The organism is Streptomyces sp. NPDC048424, assembly GCF_040651555.1.
Lineage (GTDB): Bacteria > Actinomycetota > Actinomycetes > Streptomycetales > Streptomycetaceae > Streptomyces.
Genome location: NZ_JBEZKE010000011.1, coordinates 91,345 through 112,063, shown reverse-complemented (window position 1 = coordinate 112,063; position 20,719 = coordinate 91,345). Strand labels below are relative to the sequence as shown.

The window sequence follows — 20,719 nt, the reverse complement described above, 5'->3', positions numbered from 1 at the left end:
TGTGTCCTGTCCCAGTCATCCTGTCAGGTCGCGCGGACGTTCCTCCCCACGGCTTCGACCAGCGGCAGCAGCCGGTGCGGGACCCGCTCGCGCAGCGCCACCTCCGTCCGCGTGCGGACCACGCCGGGCAGCTGGATCAGCCGCTGGATCACGTCCTCCAGGTGCGCGTTGTCGCGGGCCGCCACGCGGGTCAGCAGGTCCCCGCCGCCGGTGATCGAGAAGGCCTCGATGATCTCCGGTACGGCGGCCAGCGCGTCCCCCACGTCGTCCAGGTGTCCCTGGGTGACCTCGATGTGGACGAAGGCCAGCACCGGGTGGCCCAGCGCGGCGGGGGAGAGGACCGGCCCGGTCCCCGTGATCACGCCGGTGCGCTCCAGCCGGTCCAGCCGGGCCTGCAGGGTCCCGCGTGCGACGCCGAGGATCCGGGCGTACTCGCGGACGCTGGTGCGCGGCTGCTCGATCAGCAGACGCAGGATTCGGGTGTCGAGCTCGTCCACCGCCATGCCGCGACTGTACCAATGGCCCAGGTCAGCGCGATCGTTCCCGGCCAGGAGCGGGCCCGGTGTGCAGCGGGGGCTGCCCCCGGTAGGCGAGGCCCACCACCAGTACCGCTGCGGCCGTCGGCAGCAGGAGCCAGCCCACCGTGCAGCCGGCCCGGATCAGCAGCGCCCCGAGGACCCCGCCGGCGAACATCGCGAGGACGGACAGGCCGCGCAGTTTCCAGCCGGCCGTCCCGTATCCGTAGACGGCATCGCGCCCCATGGCGGAGCCGCCGAGGAAGGCGGTCATGGACCGGGTGACCAGCGTGGTCGGCACACCCGGCACGTTCGCCCGCATGATCGTGGTGTTGCGCATGCCCATCGCCAGCGCCAGGACCGCCATCACCGCCAGGTGCCGAGGGGTCGGCGATCCGTAGTGCGGCACCAGCCCCCAGGCGGCGGCCGCGGCGGCCAGGATCAGTCCGGCCTCGACGATGAGGCCCATGACGAACCAGCGCCGCCCGTGGGTCTCCGTCACGGACTCCAGGTGGGAGCCGCAGATCACCCCGAGGACGAACGCGGCCAGCGAGATCCCGGCGGGCAGCGTCGGCAGGTTGCCCGCCTGCGCGGCACCGAAGGCCAGGAACAGCACGTTGCCGGTCTGCATCGCCGTGAAGGCGGGCCCGAGCGCGAGCAGGCTCACCGCCTCGACCACCCCGGTCACCGCGGTCAGGGCGACCATCAGCGCCGGCATGTGCGGCGGGAGCTGCGAACCGGCCGTCCGCGCGGCCCTCCGCTTCTCGTCCATGACGCCCGACAGTGACACGCCCGCCCGGATCCCCCGGCGCCGACATGCCGGAAGGCATAGGGTCCGAGGGGTGAGCGACCTGTTGCTGGTGAGGCACGGAGAAACATCCTGGAGCGCCGGCGGACGGCACACCGGACGCACCGACGTCCCGCTGAACGCGGGCGGGATCGAGGAGGCCATCTCGCTGGCCCCCTACTTCCGGGACCGGCACCCGGCCCTGGTGCTGACCAGCCCGCTGCACCGGGCCGTCGCCACGGCCGAACTCGCCGGACTCACCGGCGCCGTCACCGACCCCGACCTGTACGAGTGGGACTACGGCGGCTACGAGGGCATCACCACCCGGGAGATCCGGCAGACCACCCCGGACTGGTCCCTGTGGACCGACGGCGTCCCGCCCGGCGACCCGGCGCACCCCGGTGAGAGCGCCGCCCAGGTCGGCGCCCGCGCGGACCGCGCGCTCGCCCGGGTCGCCCCCGTGCTCCGCGCGGACGGCGGCGACGTCGTGCTCGTCGCCCACGGCCACTTCCTGCGCGTCCTCACCGCCCGCTACCTGGGCCTGGAGCCCGCGGACGGCCGGCTCTTCCTGCTGCGCACCGGCACGGTCAGCCTGCTCTCCACGGAACACGGGCTCCCGGTCATCGCGGGCTGGAACATCCGCCCCTGACCGGCCCGTCCCGCCTCGCGCGGTGGCGGCGGGTGCGTGACCATGCGTACATGGGCCAGGACCGAACGGACGTCGAACACGAGCCGGACCACGGGGAAGAGGGGCTGAAGGCCAACGCGATCGGCTTCCTCGACGCGCTCGTCATCGGCCTGAACTCCACCTCGCCCGCCTACTCCCTGGCCGCCGTCCTCGGACCGATCGTGGCCCTGGTCGGGATCTACGCGCCGGGCGTGATGCTGGCCTCCTTCGTGCCGATGCTGCTCATCGCCGCCGCCTTCTACTACCTGAACAAGGTGGACCAGGACTGCGGGACGACCTTCTCGTGGGTCACCCGGGCCATGGGCCCCTGGGCCGGCTGGCTCGGCGGCTGGGCGATCGCCATGACGGGCGTACTGGTCATCGGCTCGCTGGCGGACGTCGCCGTCAACTTCGGCCTGCTCGCCTTCGGGCTCGACGACTGGGCGGCCAACCCCTGGATCCGGCAGTCCCTCACCGTCGCTGTGATCCTGGCCATGACCGCGATCTGCGTCATCGGCACCGAACTCTCGGCCCACCTCCAGGACGTCCTCATCCTCGCCCAGGTCTTCTTCCTGCTGGCCTTCGCCGTGGTCGCCATCTACCGGATCTACGCCGGCACCAGCACCCTCGAGGAGATCGAGCCGTCCCTCGCCTGGCTCAACCCCTTCGGCGCCGGCGGCGCCGCCCTCACCGGCGGACTGCTGCTCGGCGTGTTCATGTACTGGGGCTGGGAGTCCGCGGTCAACCTCACCGAGGAGGTCGAGAACTCCGCCACCGCGCCCGGCAAGGCCGGGATCTGGTCGACGGTCATCCTCCTCGTCACCTACCTGTCCGTGTGCTTCGCGGTCGTCGGGTACGCGGGCACCGCCTTCCTCGCCGAGAACGCGGGCGAGGAGGAGGCCATCTTCGCCGTGCTCGCCCACGAGGTCATGGGCGGCTGGGACTGGGTGGTGCTCCTCGCCGTCTGCACCTCCGCGCTCGCCTCCACGCAGACCACGATCATCCCGGCCTCGCGCACCGCCCTGTCCATGGCCCGCCGGCACGCGCTGCCGCCGCCGCTCGCGCACATCCACCACCGGTTCCGGACCCCGGACGTGAGCACCTGGTGGGTGGCCGGCATCGCCATCGGCTGGTACCTCGTCGTCAACCAGATCAGCGAGAACGCGCTCCTGGACTCCCTCACCGCGCTCTCCCTGCTGATCGCCTTCTACTACGCGCTCACGGGGCTGGCCTGCGCCGTCTACTACCGACGCCACCTCATGGAGAGCGCGCACAACCTCCTGCTCATCGGGGTCGGCCCGGTGGTCGGCGCCGGCCTGCTGACCTGGCTGCTGGTGGAGTCGATCGGCGACATGTCCGACCCGGAGAACTCGGCGAGCGGCGTCTCCTGGTTCGGGCTCGGCCCGCCGCTGGTCATCGGGATCGCGATCGCCGTCGTCGGCGTGCTCGTCATGTGCTTCTGGCGGGTACGGGACGGCAGGTTCTGGCAGGAGCGGCGGGGCGTGGTCGACCCGGCGCTCGTCCACACCAGGAAGCGCTGAGGAGTCCCGATGTCCGTGGTCCTTGGATACGACGAGTCGCCCGGCGCCGAACGGGCCCTGCACGTGGCGCTGGAGGTGGCCACCGCCTTCGGCGAGCCGCTCGTCCTCGTCTACGGCGCGGCCGCCCCGGGCGCCGCCGGCGAGGAGTACCGCGCCCACCGGGAGGCCGTGCGCCAAGTGGGCCGCAGCGCCCTCGCCCGCGCCGTCGAGGAGGCCGACGCCGCCGGTGTGCCCTCGACCGTCGAGGTGGTCGACGAGAAGCCGGCGCAGGCCCTGCTGGACGCCGCCGAGCGCCACCGCGCCCGCGTCATCATCGTCGGCAGCTGGGGCGACAGCCCGATCCGCGGCGCCCTGCTCGGCTCCACCCCGCACAAGCTCCTGCACCTGTCACCGGTGCCCGTCCTGTGCGTGCCGACCGAAGGCGGCCCGGCGCAGTGACCCCGGGCGGCCCCCGCCGCACGGGAAAGCCGGTCCGTTGGTCTGCTGATGGCCGAAGATCCCCACCGGTAACTGTGCCAATGGTCCAGTCGGCAGGGGCCCGCTTGAGCCATTGCCCCTGCGGATGCTTATCTGTGGCGTATCCATGTACTTACGGCGCCGCGCAGCGCCGGACGGCAACGAGGCCGGTTCCGGAGCGCGGCGCCTTCGCCGTGCCCGTCCACCGCCCACCACCCCCGGGCGGCGCCGGGCCGGCGCGCACCACACGAGGGGGGCGGCACACCGCCGTGAAGAGGATGTTCGTGGCTCCGGATCCGGGGCGTCTGAGATTCAGGAACGCGGCCCGCGCGGTGATCGGCGTCGCCGCCTCCGTCGCCCTCGCCGAACTGTGCGGTCTCTCCCTGAGCGCCTCCATCACCGGGGGACTGGCGGCCCTGCTCGCCCTCTTCACCGTCACCGACGCGACCGTGCGCCGCCAAGCCGTCACCACCGCCCTGCTGCCCGCCGCCGGGTTCCCGGTCCTCGCCCTCGCCACCGCCCTGCACGGGCTGACCCCCGCCCGCGACGCGGCCTTCGTGCTCGTCGTCTTCTGCGGGGTCTACGCCCGCCGCTGGGGCCCGCGCGGACACGCGCTCGGGATCTTCGCGTTCATGAACTTCTTCATCACGCAGTTCCTGCACGCCGTCCCCGCCCAGCTCCCGGAGCTGTTCGCCGCCGTGGGCCTGGCCCTGGTCGCCTCCGGCGCCGTACGGTTCCTGCTCTGGCCCATCGAGCGGCGCACCCCGCCGCCCGCCGCCCCCGCACAGCTGCCCGGCCGGGGCCTGGCCCGGCCCACCACCCGCCAGGCCTTCCAGGCCACCGCCGCCTGCGCCGTCGCCCTCGCCATCGGCCAGGTGCTCTCCGAGGACCGCTGGTACTGGGCCGTCGGCACCGCCTGGTGGATCTTCGTCAACACCGCCTCGCGCGGCGAGACCCTCGTGCGGGGCTTCCGCCGGGTGCTCGGCACCGTCATCGGCGTGGCCGCCGGCGTACTGATCGCCATCCCGCTGAACGGCGCGCCCGCGCCCACCGCCGTCCTCGTCGCCGCCTGCGTCTTCGCGATCTTCTACACGGCCGCCGTCTCCTACAGCTGGATGATCCTCGCGGTCACCCTCATGGCGGGACTGCTCTACGGCCTCCTGGGCGTACTGGACCCCGGCCTGCTCGTGCTGCGCCTGGAGGAGACGGCCGTCGGCGCGGTGTGCGCCGCCCTGGCCGTGGTCCTCGTGCTGCCGGTCACCACCCACGCCACGAACGACGCCTGGATCCAGCGCGCCCTGCACTGCGTGCACGCCGCCACCGCCCAGGCCGCCGCCCGCCTGGCCGGCTCCCCGACGGCCGACCCGGCGCCCCACGCCGCCGAGCTGGAGACCCTGCTGGCGCGGGTCCGGATGGCGCTCGCGCCGCTGGTCCACCCGCTCAGCCCGTTCCGCGCGCGCAAGGCCCGCGCCGGCCAGGTCATCGCGCTGCTGGACGACTGCGCCCGCGAGGTGCGCGGCCTGGTGGCCGTCGCGGCCGACCCGGACGCCAGCCACGACGCCCGCCTCGCCGCGGCCTGCTGGCGCGTCGAGGCGGCGGTGGAGGCGCTGACCGCCGAGGAGCGGGGCGTGAGCGGGCCCGCCACGGCCCGCGAGATCGTCGCGCACACCGCCGCCTCCGGGCCCGCGCTCGCCCACCTGCACGGCCTGGAGCGGGCCCTCGCCGAACTCGCCGCCCCGCTGGGCAGCGACCCGCGGGCGCCGTTCGTCGTCAGCGCCTGACCAGCCCCCGCGCCGGCAGCGCCAGCCCCGCCGGCAGCCGGCCGGCGGAGTGCACCACGCCGAGGGTCTGGGTGGCCCGGGTCAGCGCCACGTACAGGTCGCTGGGCTGGAAGTCGGCCGGCTCCACCACGACCACCGTGTCGAACTCCAGCCCCTTGGCCTGGCGCGGATCCAGCAGGACGACCTCCCGGGTCAGATCCGGCTCCGCGCCCTCCCGTACCCCCGGCAGGACGGCGGCCAGCGCGGCGTGCAGCGCCCGCGGCGCGATCACCGCGAGCCGCCCCTGCGCCGGCCGCTCCCGCTCCACGGCCTCCGCGACCGCCCGCGCCGGGTCCCCGGTCGCGTGCGCCCACGGCCGCACCCCGGTCGTCCGTACCGAACGCGGCGGTTCGAAGCCGGGATCGCGCTCGCGCAGCACGGCCGCCGCCACCTCCATGATCTCGGCCGGCGTGCGGTAGTTGACCCCCAGCCGGACCAGCTCCCAGCGCTCGCCCACGTACGGGGAGAGGATCCGCTCCCAGGAGCCGCAGCCCGCCTCGTCGGCGGTCTGCGCGGGATCGCCGACCAGCGTCATCGACCGGGTGGGGCAGCGCCGCATCAGCAGCCGCCACGCCATCTCCGACAGCTCCTGCGCCTCGTCCACGATCACGTGCCCGAAGGCCCAGGTGCGGTCGGCCGCCGCCCGCTCGGCGGCGCTGCGGTGGTCGGCCTCCTCCTGGCGCTCGGCCATCCGCTCGGCGTCGATGATGTCGTGGGCCGCGAGGAACTCGTTCTCCTCGTCCTCGAACTCGTACGACTGCGAGCCCTCCGACAGGTCCAGCACCCCCTGCGCGTACGCGATGCGCCGCTGCCGCTCCCGTTCCTCGGCGGCGCGCCGGGCGCTGTCGTCCTCCCCGAGCAGCTCGGCCGCCTCGTCCAGGAGCGGCACGTCGGCCGGGGTCCAGTCCGGCCGCGCCGAGGCCGCGCGCCGGACCAGCCCGGCCTCGTGCGCGGACAGGTGCGTGGGGTCCGCCAGGAAGTCGGCGACCAGTTGCTCGGGGGTGAGCGAGGGCCACAGCGAGTCGATCGCCGCGTGCACGGCGGGGCTCATCGCGATCTCCTTGCCGAGCTGGGCCACGTCGTCCGAGCCGAGCAGGTTCGGCCCGCCGTACGGATCGGCGCCCAGCCGGTCGGCGAGCTGCGCGGTGAGCGCGTCGATGATCCGGAAGGCGAAGGAGGGGCGCGCCTGGTTGTGCGGCAGCCCGGTGGCCCGGGCCCGGTCCCGCGCCTCGTACGCCATCGTGCGGTCCAGCAGCAGGGTCCCGTAGTCGTCGTGGTCGATCTCCAGCGCGGGCTCGGGGACCGTGTCGTACTCCTCCCCGGTGCCCGCCGGCACGGTCTCCGGCAGGGCCTGCCGGTCGGCCACGACCCGGGCGAGGACCTCCGCCATCGCGGCCCGGCCCTTCACCGCGGCGGCCCCGGGGCGGTCGGTGCCGGTGGCGTGCACGCCGGGGAAGAGCTCGCCGGGGGTGGCGAGCAGTACGCCCGTCTCACCGAGGGCCGGGAGCACCTCGCCGATGTATCCGAGGAAGGCCGGTCCCGGCCCGACGATCAGCACCCCGCGCTTGGCGAGCAGTTCCCGGTGGGCGTACAGCAGGTACGCGGCGCGGTGCAGCGCGACCGCGGTCTTCCCGGTGCCGGGACCGCCCTCCACGACCAGCACCCCCCGGTGCGGGGAACGGATGATCCGGTCCTGCTCGGCCTGGATGGTGCGCACGATGTCGTGCATGCGGCCGGTCCGGGCGGCGTCGAGCGCGGCGAGCAGCACGGCGTCCGCGTCGGCGCCCTCGTGCCCGGTGCGCTCCGCGTCGGTCAGGTCGAGGATCTCGTCGTGCAGGGCGGTGACCTCGCGCCCCCGGCTGCTGATGTGCCGGCGGCGGCGCAGCCCCATGGGGGTGTGGCCGGTGGCGAGGTAGAACGGGCGGGCCACCTCCGCGCGCCAGTCCAGCACCAGCGGCGTGCGTTCCGCGTCGTCCGCGCGGATTCCGATCCGGCCGATGTGGTGGTCACGGCCGTCGGAGAACTCCAGACGGCCGAAACAGAGGCCGTTCTCGCCCGCATTCAGCGCGGAAAGCAGGCCGGACTGCTCGGCGACCAGGACATCGCGTTCGAGACGCGCCTGAAACCCGCTCCCCACGTCGCGCAATGCCCCTTCGACCGCACGTTCGGCCTGGTCGCGCAGGTCGTCGAGGCGCCGATAGAGATCGGTGACGAATTGCTGCTCTTTTCGGAATTCCTCGGTTGACAATTGCACTCCCACCGCGATACAGTGTCCTCGTAAGGTTCCTTGTGGCTTCGTTTTCCATGAAGTCACGAACCAACGAATATACTCTCTCGCATCCCTCGGCAGCGAATTCCGCCGGGGGATTTTTTGCGTACGGTGGATCCCATGACCACCGCACACGGCTCCGCCGACGGAATCGTCTACCGCCTCGCCCGCCCCGAGGACGCGGGTGCCATCGAGGCCCTGGACAGCTCCTTCACCACCGCCACGGTCTTCGAGGTGGCCGCCGCCGAGGACGGCTTCGGCTTCCGGCTCCGCGAGGTCCCCGTGGACCCGCCCGTGCACAAGGTGTTCCCGCCCGAGGAGCACGACGAGCAGGGCTTCGGCGGCGCCGCGGGCCGGGACGCGGACGCGCGCACCTACGTGGCCCTCGACGGCGGCGAGGTGTGCGGCTTCGCGGCCGTCGGCTACGCCGCGTGGAACCGGCGCCTCACGATCGAGGACATCGAGGTCGCGCCCGGCCGGCGGGGCCGCGGCATCGGCCGCGCGCTCATGGAGTGCGCTGCGGAGTACGCCCGTGAACGGGGCGCGGAGCACCTGTGGTTGGAGGTCAGTTCGGTCAACGCCCCTGCCGTGCACGCCTACCGGCGGATGGGATTCGGCTTCTGCGGCCTCGACACCACGCTGTACGGCGGTACGCCCGCCGCAGGCGAGCGGGCGCTCTACATGAGCCGACCCTGCCGCTGAACCCGCGCCTGCGCCGGATCGTACGCCCCAACTCCCCTTGCCCGCAGGCCGATCGTCGAAGATCACTCAGAGGAGTGTTCCGGCCGCTCCTGCCGCACACCGCTGACCTGCGGCATGTACAACGGGTAATTGTTTACTGCACATTCATCCGGCACGTACAGGGTGGATCTGGTCGGACAGGGGGTAACCGCCCGGAATGGAAATTCTTCAACAGCGCTCCACCACCGCTCAGGTGTGGGAAGCGGCCGAGGAGTTCATCCGACTCTTCCACCGGGAGACCAAGGGCGCGGGCGATCCGCGCGCCCGGCTCGCCGCCGTCAGGGCCGAACTGGCCGGGACCGGCACCTACGTGCACACCCCCGAGGAGCTGGCCCACGGGGCGCGCGTGGCCTGGCGCAACAGCAACCGCTGCATAGGCAGGCTCTACTGGAACTCGCTGCGGGTCCGCGACCGCCGCGGGCTCACCGACGCCGACGACATCGCCGCCGAGTGCTTCGACCACCTGCGCGAGGCGACCAACGGCGGCAGGATCAGACCCACGATCACGGTCTTCGCCCCGGACGCCCCGGGCCGACCCGGCCCGCTGATCTGGAGCGAGCAGCTCATCAGGTACGCCGGGTACGGCGACCACCCCTCCATAACCGTCGGCGACGCACGCAACGCCCCGCTCACCGAGGCCCTGCTCCGGCTCGGCTGGGCCGGCGGCTCCGGCAGCCCCTTCGACCTCCTTCCGCTGGTGGTCCAGGGCGTCGACGACAAACCCCGCTGGTTCGACATGCCGGCGGACGCCGTGCTGGAGGTGCCGATCGACCACCCCGACGGCGACGGCTGGGCGGACTGGGGGCTGCGCTGGCACGCCGTACCCGCCATCTCCAACATGTGCCTGGAGATCGGCGGCATCCACTACCCGGCCGCACCCTTCAACGGCTGGTACATGGGCACCGAGATCGGCGCGCGCAACCTCGCCGACACCGACCGGTACAACCTCCTGCCGGCCGTCGCCCGCCGGCTCGGTCTGGACACCTCCAGCGAGCGCTCCCTCTGGAAGGACCGCGCGCTCGTCGAGCTCAACCGGGCGGTCCTGCACTCCTTCGACCGCGCCGGCGTCGCCATCGCCGACCACCACTCCGAGTCCCGGCGGTTCCTGTCCCACATGGAGCGGGAGGAACGCAAGGGGCGCGAGGTGGGGGCGGACTGGTCCTGGATCGTGCCGCCGATCTCCGGCTCCGCCACCCCGGTCTTCCACCGCACCTACGAGGACAACCCGAGCAGCACCACGTACGTCCACCACCCGGGCGCGCGGGAACGGGCCCAGGGACGGGATTTGGTCTAGACCTTCTGTTACCGTCAGCTCCCGACGGATCCGAGAGCGGTGAGAGGGGCCTCGCGTGGGCGGCGCTGACAGTACGGACCAATGCGGCGAACACCGGGCCTACATCGGCTCGTTCACCTCGGGGGGCGGCCGCGGCGTCACCACCGCGGCCGTGGATCCGGCGACCGGAGCGCTGACCGAGCTCTCGGTCGCCGCCACCGACGACCCCTCGTACCTCGCTCTCGCCCGGGACACCGGTGTGCTCTACGCGGTGAACGAGACCGAGGAGGGCGCGGTGACCGCCTTCCGGACGACCGCCGACGGCCTCGCCCCCCTCGGCGCGGCCTTTCGTGTCGGCGGCGCCGGCCCCACCCACCTCAGCGTGAGCGGAGGCCGACTGCTCACCGCCAACTACACCTCCGGCAGCGTCAGCAGCCTCCCGCTCGCCGTCGACGGCAGTCCGGCCGGGCCCGCCCACGTCCTCCCGCACGAGGGGAGCGGCCCCGACGCCGACCGCCAGGAGCGGCCGCACGCCCACCAGGTGCTGCCCGACCCGACCGGCCGCTGGGTGCTCAGCGTGGACCTCGGCACCGACTCGGTGCGGATCTGCGCGGCGGACCCGGCCACCGGCGCGCTGCGGGTGCACGCCGAGACCCCGCTGCGCGCCGGGACCGGGCCCCGCCACCTCGTCTTCCATCCGGAGGGCGCCGTGGTCTACGTCCTGCACGAGCTGGAGCCGCAGGTGACCGTCTGCCGCTGGAACGGGGCGTCCGGGCAACTGGAACCGGTCCGCGAGGTTCCGGTCGCCTCCACGGGCGCCTCAGGGGCCGTGCGGGCCTACCCCTCGGCGGTCGTTGCCTCGCCGGACGGGCGGTTCGTCTGGGTGGCCGTCCGCGGCGCCGATGTCATCGCCACGTTCTCCCTGGCCGGCGGACCCGAGGAGCCGCGGCTCGCCGGCGCCGTGGACTGTGGCGGCGACTGGCCGCGCGATCTCGCCGTCGACCCCTCGGGACGTCGGCTCTACGCGGCCAACGAGCGCTCCGGCGACGTCACCTGGTTCGACGTGGACCCGCTGACCGGGCGGCCGCACCGGTCCGGCTCGATGGCCGTCCCCGCGGCCACCTGCGTGGTCCTCGGCTGACACGCGTACGGGCCCCCGTAACCGGCCTCCGTACGGGACGTCCGCGCGCGTCGTCCGTACGGGGCCACGGGGAAGGCCCCCGGCGAGCCTGGAGACCAGGGTCGGCGGGGGCCTTCTCCGTCACGGACGGACGGGTCAGTGGGCAGCGGCGCCCTGGGCGATCCCGAGGGCCGCGGAGTACTGGGCGACGGCCAGCTTGCCGAGCGCCGGGTAGGCCCCGAGCACCTCGGCGGTGGCGCAGTCGGCCTCCTTGCAAGCGGTGTCCAGCAGTCCGTCGGCCGCCTCCGGGCCGATCAGGTACGGGGCGAGCGCGAGCTGCGTGGAGCCCTCGCCGCGCAGCTGCTCGGCGACGGCGGCCACCGAGCCCTCCTGGTCCAGCGCGGCCGCCTTCACGGGCACGGCGAGCCGGGCGGCGAGCAGCATGCCCGTGATCCCGGCGGCCTGCACGGCCTCCTCGCCACCGGTGGTGGCCAGGACGATGCCGTCGGCGGCGGTGGTCACGGTGAAGAGCCGGGCGCGGTCGGCGCGGGCCAGGCCGGCCTCGGACAGGCGCACGTGCAGGCCCTCGGCGAGCAGCGGGTGCGGGCCGAGCACGTCGGCCAGCTCGGCGGCGGCCGAGGAGTCCATCAGCGCCTGGCGGATCCGGCGGAGCAGATCTCCGTCCGGGCCGGCGAGCAGCGGCACGACCACGGCGTCCGGGCCGGTCGGTGCGGGCACCTCGTGGCCGGCGGCGCGGGCGAACTCCGCGCGCGCGGCACGCTCGGTCGCGACGGCGGTCAGCACGCCGGACAGGGACGGGAACTCGGAGGCGTCGTCACCGTCAAGGAAACCGATGCGGGCGTCGAGGCCCGGCAGCTCGGAGCGGCCGATGCTGATGATCTCTTCCGCCAGCTGCCGCGAGGCGGCCGAGGGGGCACCGGGCACGGCGAGCACCAGCGCGGGCGCGCCCTCGGGCGCCGCCGCGGGCTCGGGCCGGCGGTGCCGTCCGGTCTGGCGGGGTCGCGGCATTCGTACGGGCAGGCCATTTGCGGGCCCAGTGGGGGAGCTCATGGCGCCGCATGCTACTGGCTTATCGGAACAAGGTGTTCGGGCAGGGCCTTCTCAGGCGGCATCTGTCCGCATTTATCCGATGAAGGGCAGATACCGTCAACTGACCGACGGTAGGCGCCCGGCCACCCGTTGGACCAGTAGAGTGACACGGCGTGGCACCACGACCTTTGAATGAACTCGTTGAAGCAGGCTGGGCGAAGGCCCTGGAGCCCGTGTCCGGACACATCGCGGCCATGGGGAACTTCCTCCGCGGCGAGATCGCCGCGGGCCGGACCTACCTGCCGGCGGGCGCGAACGTACTGCGCGCCTTCCAGCAGCCGTTCGACGACGTCCGCGTCCTGATCGTCGGACAGGACCCCTACCCCACACCGGGGATGGCCATCGGCCTGAGCTTCGCCGTCGCGCCGGAAGTGCGCAGGCTGCCCGGCAGCCTGGAGAACATCTTCCGGGAGCTGAACTCCGACCTGGGACTTCCCCGGCCGTCCAACGGGGACCTCACCCCGTGGACCCGGCAGGGCGTGCTGCTGCTCAACCGGGCCCTGACGACGGCACCCGGAAAGCCGGCCGCGCACCGCGGCAAGGGCTGGGAGGAAGTGACCGAGCAGGCGATCCGGGCCCTCGTCGCCCGGGGCACGCCCCTGGTGTCGATCCTGTGGGGCCGCGACGCGCGCAACCTGCGGCCGCTGCTCGGAGACCTGCCCGCCCTCGAGTCGGCGCACCCCTCGCCGATGTCGGCGGACCGCGGCTTCTTCGGCTCGCGCCCGTTCAGCCGGGCGAACGACCTGCTGGCGCGCCAGGGCACGCAGCCGGTGGACTGGCGGCTTCCCTAGGCACCACGTCGCTCTGTCCGGCTGTCCGGCTTGTCCGGTCGTCCGCGTTCGGGCGCTGCCCGGCCCTGTCCGCATCCGTTCCGGGTGTGAACGGGGAAGGATGGGCGAAGGGGACCCGTCCGGCGCCCGCCGGCCGCCGTCCCGGGACGCAACGATCGGAGCACAGCCCGTGAGCACGCACCCCCGGAACCCGAACCCCGCCCCGGCCACCGGACTGCGGTGCCTGGTCACCGGCGCGGGCGGCTACATCGGCGGCCGGCTCGTCCCCGAGCTGCTCGACGCCGGACACCGCGTGCGCTGCCTGGCCCGCACCCCGGCCCACCTCAGGGACCACCCGTGGGCCGGACGGGCCGAGGTGGTCCGCGGTGACGTCACCGACGCGCAGAGCCTGCGTCCCGCCCTGCGCGACGTGGACGTCGCCTACTACCTGGTGCACTCCCTGGGAGCCGGGCGCGACTTCGAGGAGACCGACCGGCGCGCGGCCACGACCTTCGCCACCGAGGCCCGCGCTGCCGGCGTCGGCCGCATCGTCTACCTCGGCGGCCTCACCCCGCGCGGCGTACCCGAAGAGGAACTCTCCCCGCACCTGCGCTCCCGGGCCGAGGTGGGCCGGATCCTGCTCGACTCCGGCGTGCCCACGACCGTACTGCGCGCGGCCGTCGTGATCGGCTCCGGATCGGCCTCGTTCGAGATGCTCCGCTACCTCACCGAACGGCTCCCCGTGATGGTGACGCCGAGCTGGGTCGGCACCCGCGTCCAGCCCATCGCCGTACGGGACGTGCTGCGCTACCTCGTCGGCAGCGCCCGGATGCCGCAGGACGTCAGCCGGGTCTTCGACATCGGCGGCCCCGACCTCCTCACCTACCGGGACATGATGATGCGCTACGCGGTCGTCGCCGGACTGCCCCGGCGGCTCATCCTGCCCGTCCCCATGCTCACCCCGCGCCTGTCCAGCCACTGGATCGGCCTGGTCACGCCCGTGCCGGCCGCCCTCGCGCGGCCGCTCGCCGAATCGCTGAAGTACGAGGTCGTCTGCGCGGAACACGACATCCGCCAGTACGTGCCCGACGCGCCGGGAACGCCCGTCCCCTTCGACCGCGCCCTCACGCTGGCCCTGGAACGGGTCAAGGAGGCGCGCGTCACCACCCGCTGGTCCAACGCCTCACTGCCCGGCGCCCCGAGCGACCCCCTGCCCACCGACCCCGACTGGGCGGGCGGCAGCCTCTACACCGACGAGCGCGAGCAGCCCGTCCCGGCGACCCCGCAACAGCTGTGGCGGGTCATCGAAGGGGTGGGCGGGACGAACGGCTGGTACTCCTTCCCCCTGGCCTGGGCGGTACGGGGTTGGCTCGACCGGCTCGTCGGCGGGGTGGGGCTGCGCCGGGGCCGGCGCGACGCCGACCGGCTCAGGGTCGGCGACACGCTCGACTTCTGGCGGGTCGAGGAGATCGAGCGGGGACACCTCCTGCGGCTGCGCGCGGAGATGAGGCTCCCCGGACTCGCCTGGCTGGAGATGCGCGTCGAACGCGACGCCACGGGCGGCACGCTCTACCGCCAGCGGGCCCTCTTCCACCCGCGCGGCCTGGCGGGACAGCTGTACTGGTGGAGCGTCGCGCCGTTCCACGCCGTCGTCTTCGGCGGCATGGCACGGAACATCGCCCGCACCGCCGAGCAGACGGCGGAGGAACCCGCACGGGAGAGCGCCGTGGGCACGACGGGGCCCGTGGTGCATCCGGGAGGCGACGGCCGGCGGAAGTGAGGGCGGCAAGTCCGCACGCAGCCCACCCGCCGCCGCCCCGCGCGCCCGCCGGGTGGCCGATCGCCGGGAGTGGCGCCATGAACTCCGTCGTCCTGTTCACCTCCGACCTCCGCCTGCACGACCAGCCGGCCCTGCGCGCCGCCCTGGCGGCGGCCCACGACGTGGTGCCGCTGTTCGTCCGGGACCCCGCCGTGGACCGCTCGGGGTTCGCGGCGCCCAACCGGCTCGCCTTCCTCGCCGACTGCCTGGCCGACCTCGACGCCGGCCTTCGTGACCGCGGCGGCCGGCTCGTCGTGCGCACCGGGGACACGGTCGCCGAGCTGCACGCCGTGGCGCGGCAGGCCGATGCGGACGAGGTGCACATGGCCGCCGGATGCTCCCGGTTCGCCCGCGACCGCGAGGCACGGCTGAGGCACGCCCTGGAGTCCGACGGGCGCCGCCTCTACGTACACGACGGGGTGACCACGGCCGTGCCGCCCGGCGCCGTCACCCCGCAGGGATCCGACCACTTCGCCGTCTTCACCCCGTACTTCAAGCGCTGGGCCGCCGAGCCGCTGCGTACGCCCCTCGCCGCCCCTCGGGCCGTTCGGGTGGTCCGCGGGGTGCGCTCCGAGGCGCTGCCGTCGCGGGCCTCCGCGGGGGACGTGTCCGAGGGCCTCCCCGCAGGTGGGGAGCGGGAGGGCCGCCGCCGGCTCGGCAGCTGGCTGTCCCGGCTCGCCGACACCTACGAGGAACGCCACGACGACCTCGCCGGCGACGCCACCTCCCACCTGTCCGCGTACCTCCACTTCGGCGCCGTATCGGCCACCGAGGCCGTCCACCGGGCCAAGGCCCGCGGCGGCGCGGGCGCCGGCGCCTTCGTACGGCAGCTGTGCTGGCGGGACTTCCACCACCAGGTGCTCGCCGCCCGGCCGGAGACGGCCACCGCGGACTACCGGCCCCGGCACGACCACTGGCGGCGGGGCGCCGAGGCGGAGGCGGACCTGCGGGCCTGGCGGGAGGGGCGGACCGGCTACCCGGTGGTGGACGCCGCCATGCGGCAACTGGCCCACGAGGGCTGGATGCACAACCGGGGACGCCTGATCGCCGCCTCCTTCCTCACGAAGACGCTGTACGTCGACTGGCGCGAGGGCGCCCGCCACTTCCTGGACCTCCTCGTGGACGGAGACGTGGCGAACAACCAGCTCAACTGGCAGTGGGTGGCGGGGACGGGGACGGACACCCGGCCCAACCGGGTCCTCAACCCCGTCCTCCAGGGCCGGCGGTACGACCCCCACGGGGCCTACGTCCGCCGCTGGGTCCCCGAGCTCGCGGACCTGCCCGCCGGGACGATCCACGAGCCGTGGAAGCTCACCGGCCCGGAGCGGGACGCCTGCGATTACCCCGACCCGATCGTGACCCTCGCCGACGGCCTGGCCCGCTTCCGCCACGCCCGGGGGCGGGACTGACCACCCTGCCCGCGGGCCGCGCCGGAGCGCAGGACGACGCACGAACGATGCGAGTTGAAGCGCCTCCTTCCCGCGCCGGAGCCTGAGGGGGCGGGAGCGGCCGAGCTCCCGGCAGCGGTGAGGAGGCGGAGTCGTCATGAGCGCAGCAGCCGGCACGACCGGGACGCTCCCGGGCGGGGTCTCGGCCGGGGGCTCGGGCGCTCTGCGGGACCTGCTCTCGGACGAGGAGATCGGCCGCGGGATCGGGCGGGGCGACGCGGACTGCTTCGCCCTGGCCCACCGGCGCTGGGGCCGCCTCGTGCACCACCTGGCCGCCCGCACCCTCGGTGACGCCCGGGAGGCCGAGGACGTCACCCAGCAGGTCTTCCTCGCGGCGTGGGCCGGCCGCGCCGGCTACCGCCCCGAGCGCGGGCCCGTCCCCGCCTGGCTGGTCGGCATCGCCCGCCGGAAGATCGCCGACGCGCTCACCGCCCGGACGCGCCGGCTCGACCTGGCCGCCGCGGCCGGGGCGGCCCTGCCACCGGCCGCCCCGGCGCCCGACGGGTGCGAGCGGGCCCTGGACCGTCTCCTCGTCACCCGTGAACTCGCGCGTCTTCCCCGAGTCCAGCGCGAGGTACTGGCCCTCGCCTTCTACGCCGACCTGACCCAGGTCCAGATCGCCCGCCGCACGGGCCTGCCGCTGGGCACGGTCAAGAGCCATGTGCGGCGCGGACTCCAGCGGCTGCGCCGGGCCCTAAAGGGTGTCGTAGAGCCGGGAGACGAGGTCGAGCGCCTCCCGCAGACCGCCGGGGCGCAGCGTGCCGGGTCCGGGGGCGCGGCCCGCCCAGCCGGGGCCGGCGAGCAGCATCACGGGGTGCGTCCGCGCCCCCTTGACCCCGAAGGCGCTCTCGGTGACGTACCGGGCCAGTGCGTGGTCGGCGGTGGAGCGGGCCTGGGACCAGAGCACAACGGCGGCCGGTCCCGTGCGCCGCACGGCGGCGTCCAGTGCCTCGGCGGGGACGGCCGCGCCGAACATCCGGGCCGGCAGGCCGCGTTCGCCGAGCCCCGCCGCCAGCGCCTCCAGGGGCAGGGTGTGCTGCTCGGCCGGAACGCAGGCCAGCAGCACCGGGGGAGCGGCGGTCCGCCGTACCGGGGCGGGCGCCACGCGCCGCAGGGCCGTGGAGACGTGCCAGGACAGCAGGTGCTCCACCTCGACGTAACGGTCGCCGGAGGACTGCCACTTGCGCCCCACGGCGTGCAGGGTCGGCACCATCACCTCCTCCCAGACGGTGACGAGCCCGTGGCCCGCCATGAGGTCGCCCAGCAGCACGTCCAGGGCCGGGCCGTCGAGGCGTACCGCGGCGCGGGCCAGCCCCCGGCTCTCCCGGAGCACGTCCCGCTCGGCCCGCTCGTCCGGTACGTCCGGTACGGCGCCGGGGCGCACGGGCCCGGGCCGGCCCACCGGACGCGCCCCGGGTCCCCGATCCGCGACCGGGCGGGAGAGCCCGCCCCGGGCCGCCCTGGCCGCCCGGGCCGCCTCGGCGGGAGGCACGCCGGAGGCGGTGAGCCGGCACATCTCCTCCAGCATCGCGATGTCCCCGGCGGTCCAGCGACGGTGTCGCCCGTCCTCGCGCGCCGCGGGGCCGATGCCGTAGCGCTGGTCCCAGGACCGCAGCGTGGTGGGCGACACGCCGAGGTGGCGTGCCACCGCGCCCGTGGTGATGCCAAGCGTCGTCTCGGACATGTCCTCACCGTACGGCGCACGAACGATGCGGTTTCGCCGTCACCCGCCGATGGTCGCCGCGCGCACGCACAGTACGTCCGGCAGGTGCTCGGCCAGCAGCTGCCAGCTCTCGCCGTCGTCTTGGCTGGCGTACAGCTCACCGTTGCGGTTGCCGAAGTAGATGCCCGCGGGGTCCGCGTCGTCCGTGCACAGGGCGTCCCGCAGGACCGTGCCGTAGTGGTCCCCGGAGGGCAGCCCCTTCGAGAGCGGCTCCCAGCTCTCGCCGGCGTCCCGGGTGCGGAAGACCCGGCAGCGGTGCTCGGCCGGGACGCGGTCGGAGTCGGCGTTGAGCGGGAATACGTAGGCGGTGTCCGGCCGGTGCGGGTGCGCGGCCACCGCGAAGCCGAAGTCGGAGGGGAGCCCGCCGCCGATGTCGGTCCACCGGGCCCCCGCGTCGTCGCTGCGGTAGACGCCCCAGTGGTTCTGCAGGTAGAGCCGGTCGGTGTCCCCGGCGTCCTGGGCGATCTTGTGCACGCACTGGCCGTACTCGGGGTGCGGGTCCGGCAGGAACACCGCGGAGACGCCGTCGTTGGACGGGGCCCAGCTGGCGCCGCCGTCCTTCGTCCGGAACACGCCGGCCGTGGAGACGGCCACCGTCACCGCGTCCGGGTCGCGGGGATGGGTGATCACCGTGTGCAGGCCCTCACCGCCGCCGCCCGGGACCCAGTCGCCTCGGCTCGGGTGCTCCCACAGCGGGCGGACGAGCTCGAAGGACTCGCCCCGGTCCGTCGAGCGGAACAGCGCGGCCGGCTCCGTCCCCGCGTACACCACGTCCGGGGCCTCGGGCCCGGCCGGCTGGAGCTGCCAGACCCGCTCCAGCGAGGCGCCCGTGTCCTTGGGGAACTTCACGGCGGCCGTGGCGGGTTCGCGCCAGGTGGCCCCGAGGTCGTCGGAGGTGAAGACGGACGGCCCCCAGTGCGTGCTGTCCCCGCCGACCAGCAGCCGGGGTGCCGGACCCCGGCGGTCGACGGCGACCGCGTAGACGGCCTGGGCGTTGAAATGCGGCCCGTCGAACTCCCACGGCCCCTCCCCTCGCCGTCGGCCGACGAAGAGCCCCTTCCGGGTTCCCACGAGCAGCAGCACATCGGGCATGGCCGGTACCTCCGGACCTCGTCGTTCCTGCGGGGCGTTTCCTCATGAAGCGTCTTTCCGGCCAGTCTGCACCCACCCTCTGACAGCGGCCCGGCGGACGGCACCGGACCCTTCCATAGCTGATCGATACCGATCATTTACTCTCCGGAAATCATTGCTACTTGAACGTAGGCGTTTGGAATGGGTTGACTTCAAGCCACTGCACTGCTGTCATCGCCGCACGCGAGAGGACCTACGTGGCCACCGAGCACCTGTCACCGCTCGACCTCGCTTTCTGGCGGATCGAATCCGCCGCCCACCCCATGCACCTCGGCGCCCTCGCCGTCTTCTCCGCCGCCGGCGGCCCCGGCGCCGCCGAGCGCGCAGCCGCCCTGATCGCAGCCCGCTGCGCCGCCGTGCCGGGCCTGCGCCGGCGGATCCGCGACGTGCTGCTGCCGGTCGGCGCGGCCGCCTGGTCCCCGGACCCCGGTTTCGACCCGGCGCGGCACGTCTTCCTCGTGCCGACCGACGATGCGGACCCGCACACCGCCGCCGGCCCGCTGATGGCCCGGCCGCTCGACCGGGAGCTGCCGCCCTGGGAGGCCCACGTGCTGGCCGGGCCGGACCCGGACTCCTTCGCCGTGCTCTTCAAGTTCCACCACGCCCTCGCCGACGGCCTGGGCGCGCTGGCCCTGGCGGCCGCGCTCTTCGACGAGGGGCCGGCCCCTCGGACCCCGGCGCGCCCGGTCCCCGAGCAGCGGGCCGGCTCGGCCCTGCGCCGGCTCCCCGGGACCCTGGCCGCCCGGGTCCAGGACGTCGGCCAGGCCCTGGAGATCGGGGCCGCCGTGGCCCGCGCCGGGCTGCCGCTCGGGGTCCCCGCGGCCCTCACCGCGGACCCGGCCGGGCCGGGGACCCGGGCCGTCGCGGGCCTCGCCCTCGACCTGGACGAGGTGAACCTGGTCCGCAAGGCCGCCGGCGGCACCGTCAACGACGTGCTGATCTCCATGGTCGCGGGGGCGCTGCGGCGCTGGCTGGAGGAGCGGGGCGATCCCGCGCCGACCGGACCCGGCCCGCGCGCGCTGATTCCGGTGTCCCGCCGGGGCCGGCCCGGGGCCGGCGGCGGGAACCGGCTCTCGGGCTACCTGCTGCGGCTGCCGCTGGCCGAGCGCGACCCGCTGCTGCGCCTGGACCGGGTCCGTGCGGCGATGGACCGCAACAAGGACGCCGGGCCCGCGCGCGGCGCCGGGGCCGTCGCCCTGCTCGCCGACCACGTCCACCCGCTGGGCCACCGGCTCGGCGGTCCGCTGGTGGCGCAGGCCGCCCGGCTGCTCTTCGACATCCTGGTCACCAGCGTCCCGCTGCCCGGATTCACCTTCAGCCTCGGCGGCAGCCGGGTCCGCGAGGTCTACCCGCTCGCCCCGCTGGCCCGCGGCCAGTCGATGGCCGTCGCGGTGTCGACGTACAAGGGGACCGTCCACTACGGGCTGGTCGCCGACGCGGCGGCCGTCCCGGACCTGGGGGCCCTGGCGGGAGCGCTGCGCGCGGAGCTCGACGCGCTTGTACGAGAGGTCTCGTAGTACGAAGGATTT

General features: G+C 74.4%; 18 protein-coding genes and 1 pseudogene. 13 read left to right on the top strand and 6 right to left on the bottom strand.

The window, feature by feature from the left end; translation table 11 throughout:
* Positions 1-23: 23 nt before the first annotated feature.
* Positions 24-503: an Lrp/AsnC family transcriptional regulator gene (locus AB0D29_RS18190; RefSeq protein ID WP_362855291.1), complete on the bottom strand. Its 480-nt coding sequence runs from the start codon at positions 501-503 to the stop codon at positions 24-26.
* A gap of 25 nt (positions 504-528) precedes the next feature.
* Positions 529-1,287 carry a YoaK family protein gene (locus AB0D29_RS18185; protein ID WP_362855290.1) on the bottom strand — a complete coding sequence of 253 codons (759 nt, stop codon included), beginning with the start codon at positions 1,285-1,287 and terminating at the stop codon, positions 529-531.
* 70 nt (positions 1,288-1,357) lie between these two features.
* On the opposite strand from AB0D29_RS18185, the gene AB0D29_RS18180 reads away from it, so the two are divergent.
* The 4 genes from AB0D29_RS18180 to AB0D29_RS18165 all read left to right on the top strand — a co-directional run bounded on the left by AB0D29_RS18180 (position 1,358) and on the right by AB0D29_RS18165 (position 5,747).
* A complete protein-coding gene (locus AB0D29_RS18180; RefSeq protein ID WP_362855289.1) occupies positions 1,358-1,951 on the top strand; it encodes a histidine phosphatase family protein in 594 nt (197 codons plus the stop codon).
* A gap of 50 nt (positions 1,952-2,001) precedes the next feature.
* Positions 2,002-3,510, top strand: a complete 1,509-nt coding sequence (locus AB0D29_RS18175) for an APC family permease (RefSeq protein WP_362855288.1) — start codon at positions 2,002-2,004, stop codon at positions 3,508-3,510.
* A 9-nt stretch (positions 3,511-3,519) separates the two neighbouring features.
* Positions 3,520-3,948, top strand: a complete 429-nt coding sequence (locus tag AB0D29_RS18170; RefSeq protein WP_362855286.1) for a universal stress protein — start codon at positions 3,520-3,522, stop codon at positions 3,946-3,948.
* Positions 3,949-4,244: 296 nt separating this feature from the next.
* Entirely contained in the window at positions 4,245-5,747 is a 1,503-nt protein-coding gene (locus tag AB0D29_RS18165) for an FUSC family protein (protein ID WP_362855468.1), read from the top strand.
* On the opposite strand, the gene AB0D29_RS18160 is transcribed toward AB0D29_RS18165, so the two are convergent.
* Positions 5,737-7,737 (bottom strand): ATP-binding domain-containing protein, encoded by a 2,001-nt coding sequence (locus AB0D29_RS18160; RefSeq protein WP_362855285.1) that lies wholly within the window; start codon positions 7,735-7,737, stop codon positions 5,737-5,739. The two genes, AB0D29_RS18165 and AB0D29_RS18160, sit on opposite strands and share 11 nt — an antisense overlap.
* A 48-nt stretch (positions 7,738-7,785) precedes the next feature.
* Here AB0D29_RS18160 and AB0D29_RS18155 point away from each other — a divergent pair, with 48 nt between their 5' ends.
* The 4 genes from AB0D29_RS18155 to AB0D29_RS18140 all read left to right on the top strand — a co-directional run bounded on the left by AB0D29_RS18155 (position 7,786) and on the right by AB0D29_RS18140 (position 11,210).
* A complete protein-coding gene (locus AB0D29_RS18155) occupies positions 7,786-8,031 on the top strand; it encodes a hypothetical protein (protein WP_362855284.1) in 246 nt (81 codons plus the stop codon).
* Between the two features lie 144 nt (positions 8,032-8,175).
* Positions 8,176-8,757 (top strand): GNAT family N-acetyltransferase, encoded by a 582-nt coding sequence (locus AB0D29_RS18150; RefSeq protein ID WP_362855283.1) that lies wholly within the window; start codon positions 8,176-8,178, stop codon positions 8,755-8,757.
* Positions 8,758-8,953: 196 nt separating this feature from the next.
* The gene (locus AB0D29_RS18145) at positions 8,954-10,090 is read left to right on the top strand and encodes a nitric oxide synthase oxygenase (protein ID WP_362855281.1); all 1,137 of its coding nucleotides are present in this window, start codon (positions 8,954-8,956) and stop codon (positions 10,088-10,090) included.
* Between the two features lie 55 nt (positions 10,091-10,145).
* Positions 10,146-11,210, top strand: a complete 1,065-nt coding sequence (locus AB0D29_RS18140) for a lactonase family protein (protein ID WP_362855280.1) — start codon at positions 10,146-10,148, stop codon at positions 11,208-11,210.
* A 135-nt stretch (positions 11,211-11,345) separates the two neighbouring features.
* On the opposite strand, the gene AB0D29_RS18135 is transcribed toward AB0D29_RS18140, so the two are convergent.
* Positions 11,346-12,260, bottom strand: a complete 915-nt coding sequence (locus AB0D29_RS18135; protein ID WP_362810693.1) for a hypothetical protein — start codon at positions 12,258-12,260, stop codon at positions 11,346-11,348.
* A gap of 152 nt (positions 12,261-12,412) precedes the next feature.
* On the opposite strand from AB0D29_RS18135, the gene AB0D29_RS18130 reads away from it, so the two are divergent.
* The 4 genes and pseudogenes from AB0D29_RS18130 to AB0D29_RS18115 form a co-directional block, all read left to right on the top strand.
* A complete protein-coding gene (locus AB0D29_RS18130; RefSeq protein ID WP_362855279.1) occupies positions 12,413-13,090 on the top strand; it encodes a uracil-DNA glycosylase in 678 nt (225 codons plus the stop codon).
* Positions 13,091-13,259: 169 nt separating this feature from the next.
* The gene (locus AB0D29_RS18125) at positions 13,260-14,849 is read left to right on the top strand and encodes an SDR family oxidoreductase (RefSeq protein WP_362855278.1); all 1,590 of its coding nucleotides are present in this window, start codon (positions 13,260-13,262) and stop codon (positions 14,847-14,849) included.
* 77 nt (positions 14,850-14,926) lie between these two features.
* Positions 14,927-16,297 carry a deoxyribodipyrimidine photo-lyase gene (locus tag AB0D29_RS18120; protein ID WP_362855276.1) on the top strand — a complete coding sequence of 457 codons (1,371 nt, stop codon included), beginning with the start codon at positions 14,927-14,929 and terminating at the stop codon, positions 16,295-16,297.
* 136 nt (positions 16,298-16,433) lie between these two features.
* A pseudogene (locus AB0D29_RS18115) lies at positions 16,434-17,033 on the top strand (sigma-70 family RNA polymerase sigma factor); the annotation flags it as partial.
* Here AB0D29_RS18115 and AB0D29_RS18110 read toward each other — a convergent pair.
* The gene (locus AB0D29_RS18110; protein ID WP_362855275.1) at positions 17,031-18,020 is read right to left on the bottom strand and encodes a MerR family transcriptional regulator; all 990 of its coding nucleotides are present in this window, start codon (positions 18,018-18,020) and stop codon (positions 17,031-17,033) included. The pseudogene AB0D29_RS18115 and the gene AB0D29_RS18110 overlap by 3 nt on opposite strands.
* A gap of 39 nt (positions 18,021-18,059) precedes the next feature.
* Positions 18,060-19,151 carry an exo-alpha-sialidase gene (locus AB0D29_RS18105; protein WP_362855273.1) on the bottom strand — a complete coding sequence of 364 codons (1,092 nt, stop codon included), beginning with the start codon at positions 19,149-19,151 and terminating at the stop codon, positions 18,060-18,062.
* A 236-nt stretch (positions 19,152-19,387) separates the two neighbouring features.
* On the opposite strand from AB0D29_RS18105, the gene AB0D29_RS18100 reads away from it, so the two are divergent.
* Positions 19,388-20,707 carry a wax ester/triacylglycerol synthase family O-acyltransferase gene (locus tag AB0D29_RS18100; protein WP_362855271.1) on the top strand — a complete coding sequence of 440 codons (1,320 nt, stop codon included), beginning with the start codon at positions 19,388-19,390 and terminating at the stop codon, positions 20,705-20,707.
* Positions 20,708-20,719: the final 12 nt, after the last annotated feature.

Coding starts and splice junctions, on each gene's coding strand:
- AB0D29_RS18175 (WP_362855288.1), top strand. CDS start 2,002: ATGGGCCAGGACCGAACGGACGTCGAACACGAGCCGGACCACGGGGAA.
- AB0D29_RS18135 (WP_362810693.1), bottom strand. CDS start 12,260: ATGAGCTCCCCCACTGGGCCCGCAAATGGCCTGCCCGTACGAATGCCG.
- AB0D29_RS18185 (WP_362855290.1), bottom strand. CDS start 1,287: ATGGACGAGAAGCGGAGGGCCGCGCGGACGGCCGGTTCGCAGCTCCCG.
- AB0D29_RS18170 (WP_362855286.1), top strand. CDS start 3,520: ATGTCCGTGGTCCTTGGATACGACGAGTCGCCCGGCGCCGAACGGGCC.
- AB0D29_RS18105 (WP_362855273.1), bottom strand. CDS start 19,151: ATGCCCGATGTGCTGCTGCTCGTGGGAACCCGGAAGGGGCTCTTCGTC.
- AB0D29_RS18150 (WP_362855283.1), top strand. CDS start 8,176: ATGACCACCGCACACGGCTCCGCCGACGGAATCGTCTACCGCCTCGCC.
- AB0D29_RS18120 (WP_362855276.1), top strand. CDS start 14,927: ATGAACTCCGTCGTCCTGTTCACCTCCGACCTCCGCCTGCACGACCAG.
- AB0D29_RS18110 (WP_362855275.1), bottom strand. CDS start 18,020: ATGTCCGAGACGACGCTTGGCATCACCACGGGCGCGGTGGCACGCCAC.
- AB0D29_RS18145 (WP_362855281.1), top strand. CDS start 8,954: ATGGAAATTCTTCAACAGCGCTCCACCACCGCTCAGGTGTGGGAAGCG.
- AB0D29_RS18165 (WP_362855468.1), top strand. CDS start 4,245: ATGTTCGTGGCTCCGGATCCGGGGCGTCTGAGATTCAGGAACGCGGCC.
- AB0D29_RS18190 (WP_362855291.1), bottom strand. CDS start 503: ATGGCGGTGGACGAGCTCGACACCCGAATCCTGCGTCTGCTGATCGAG.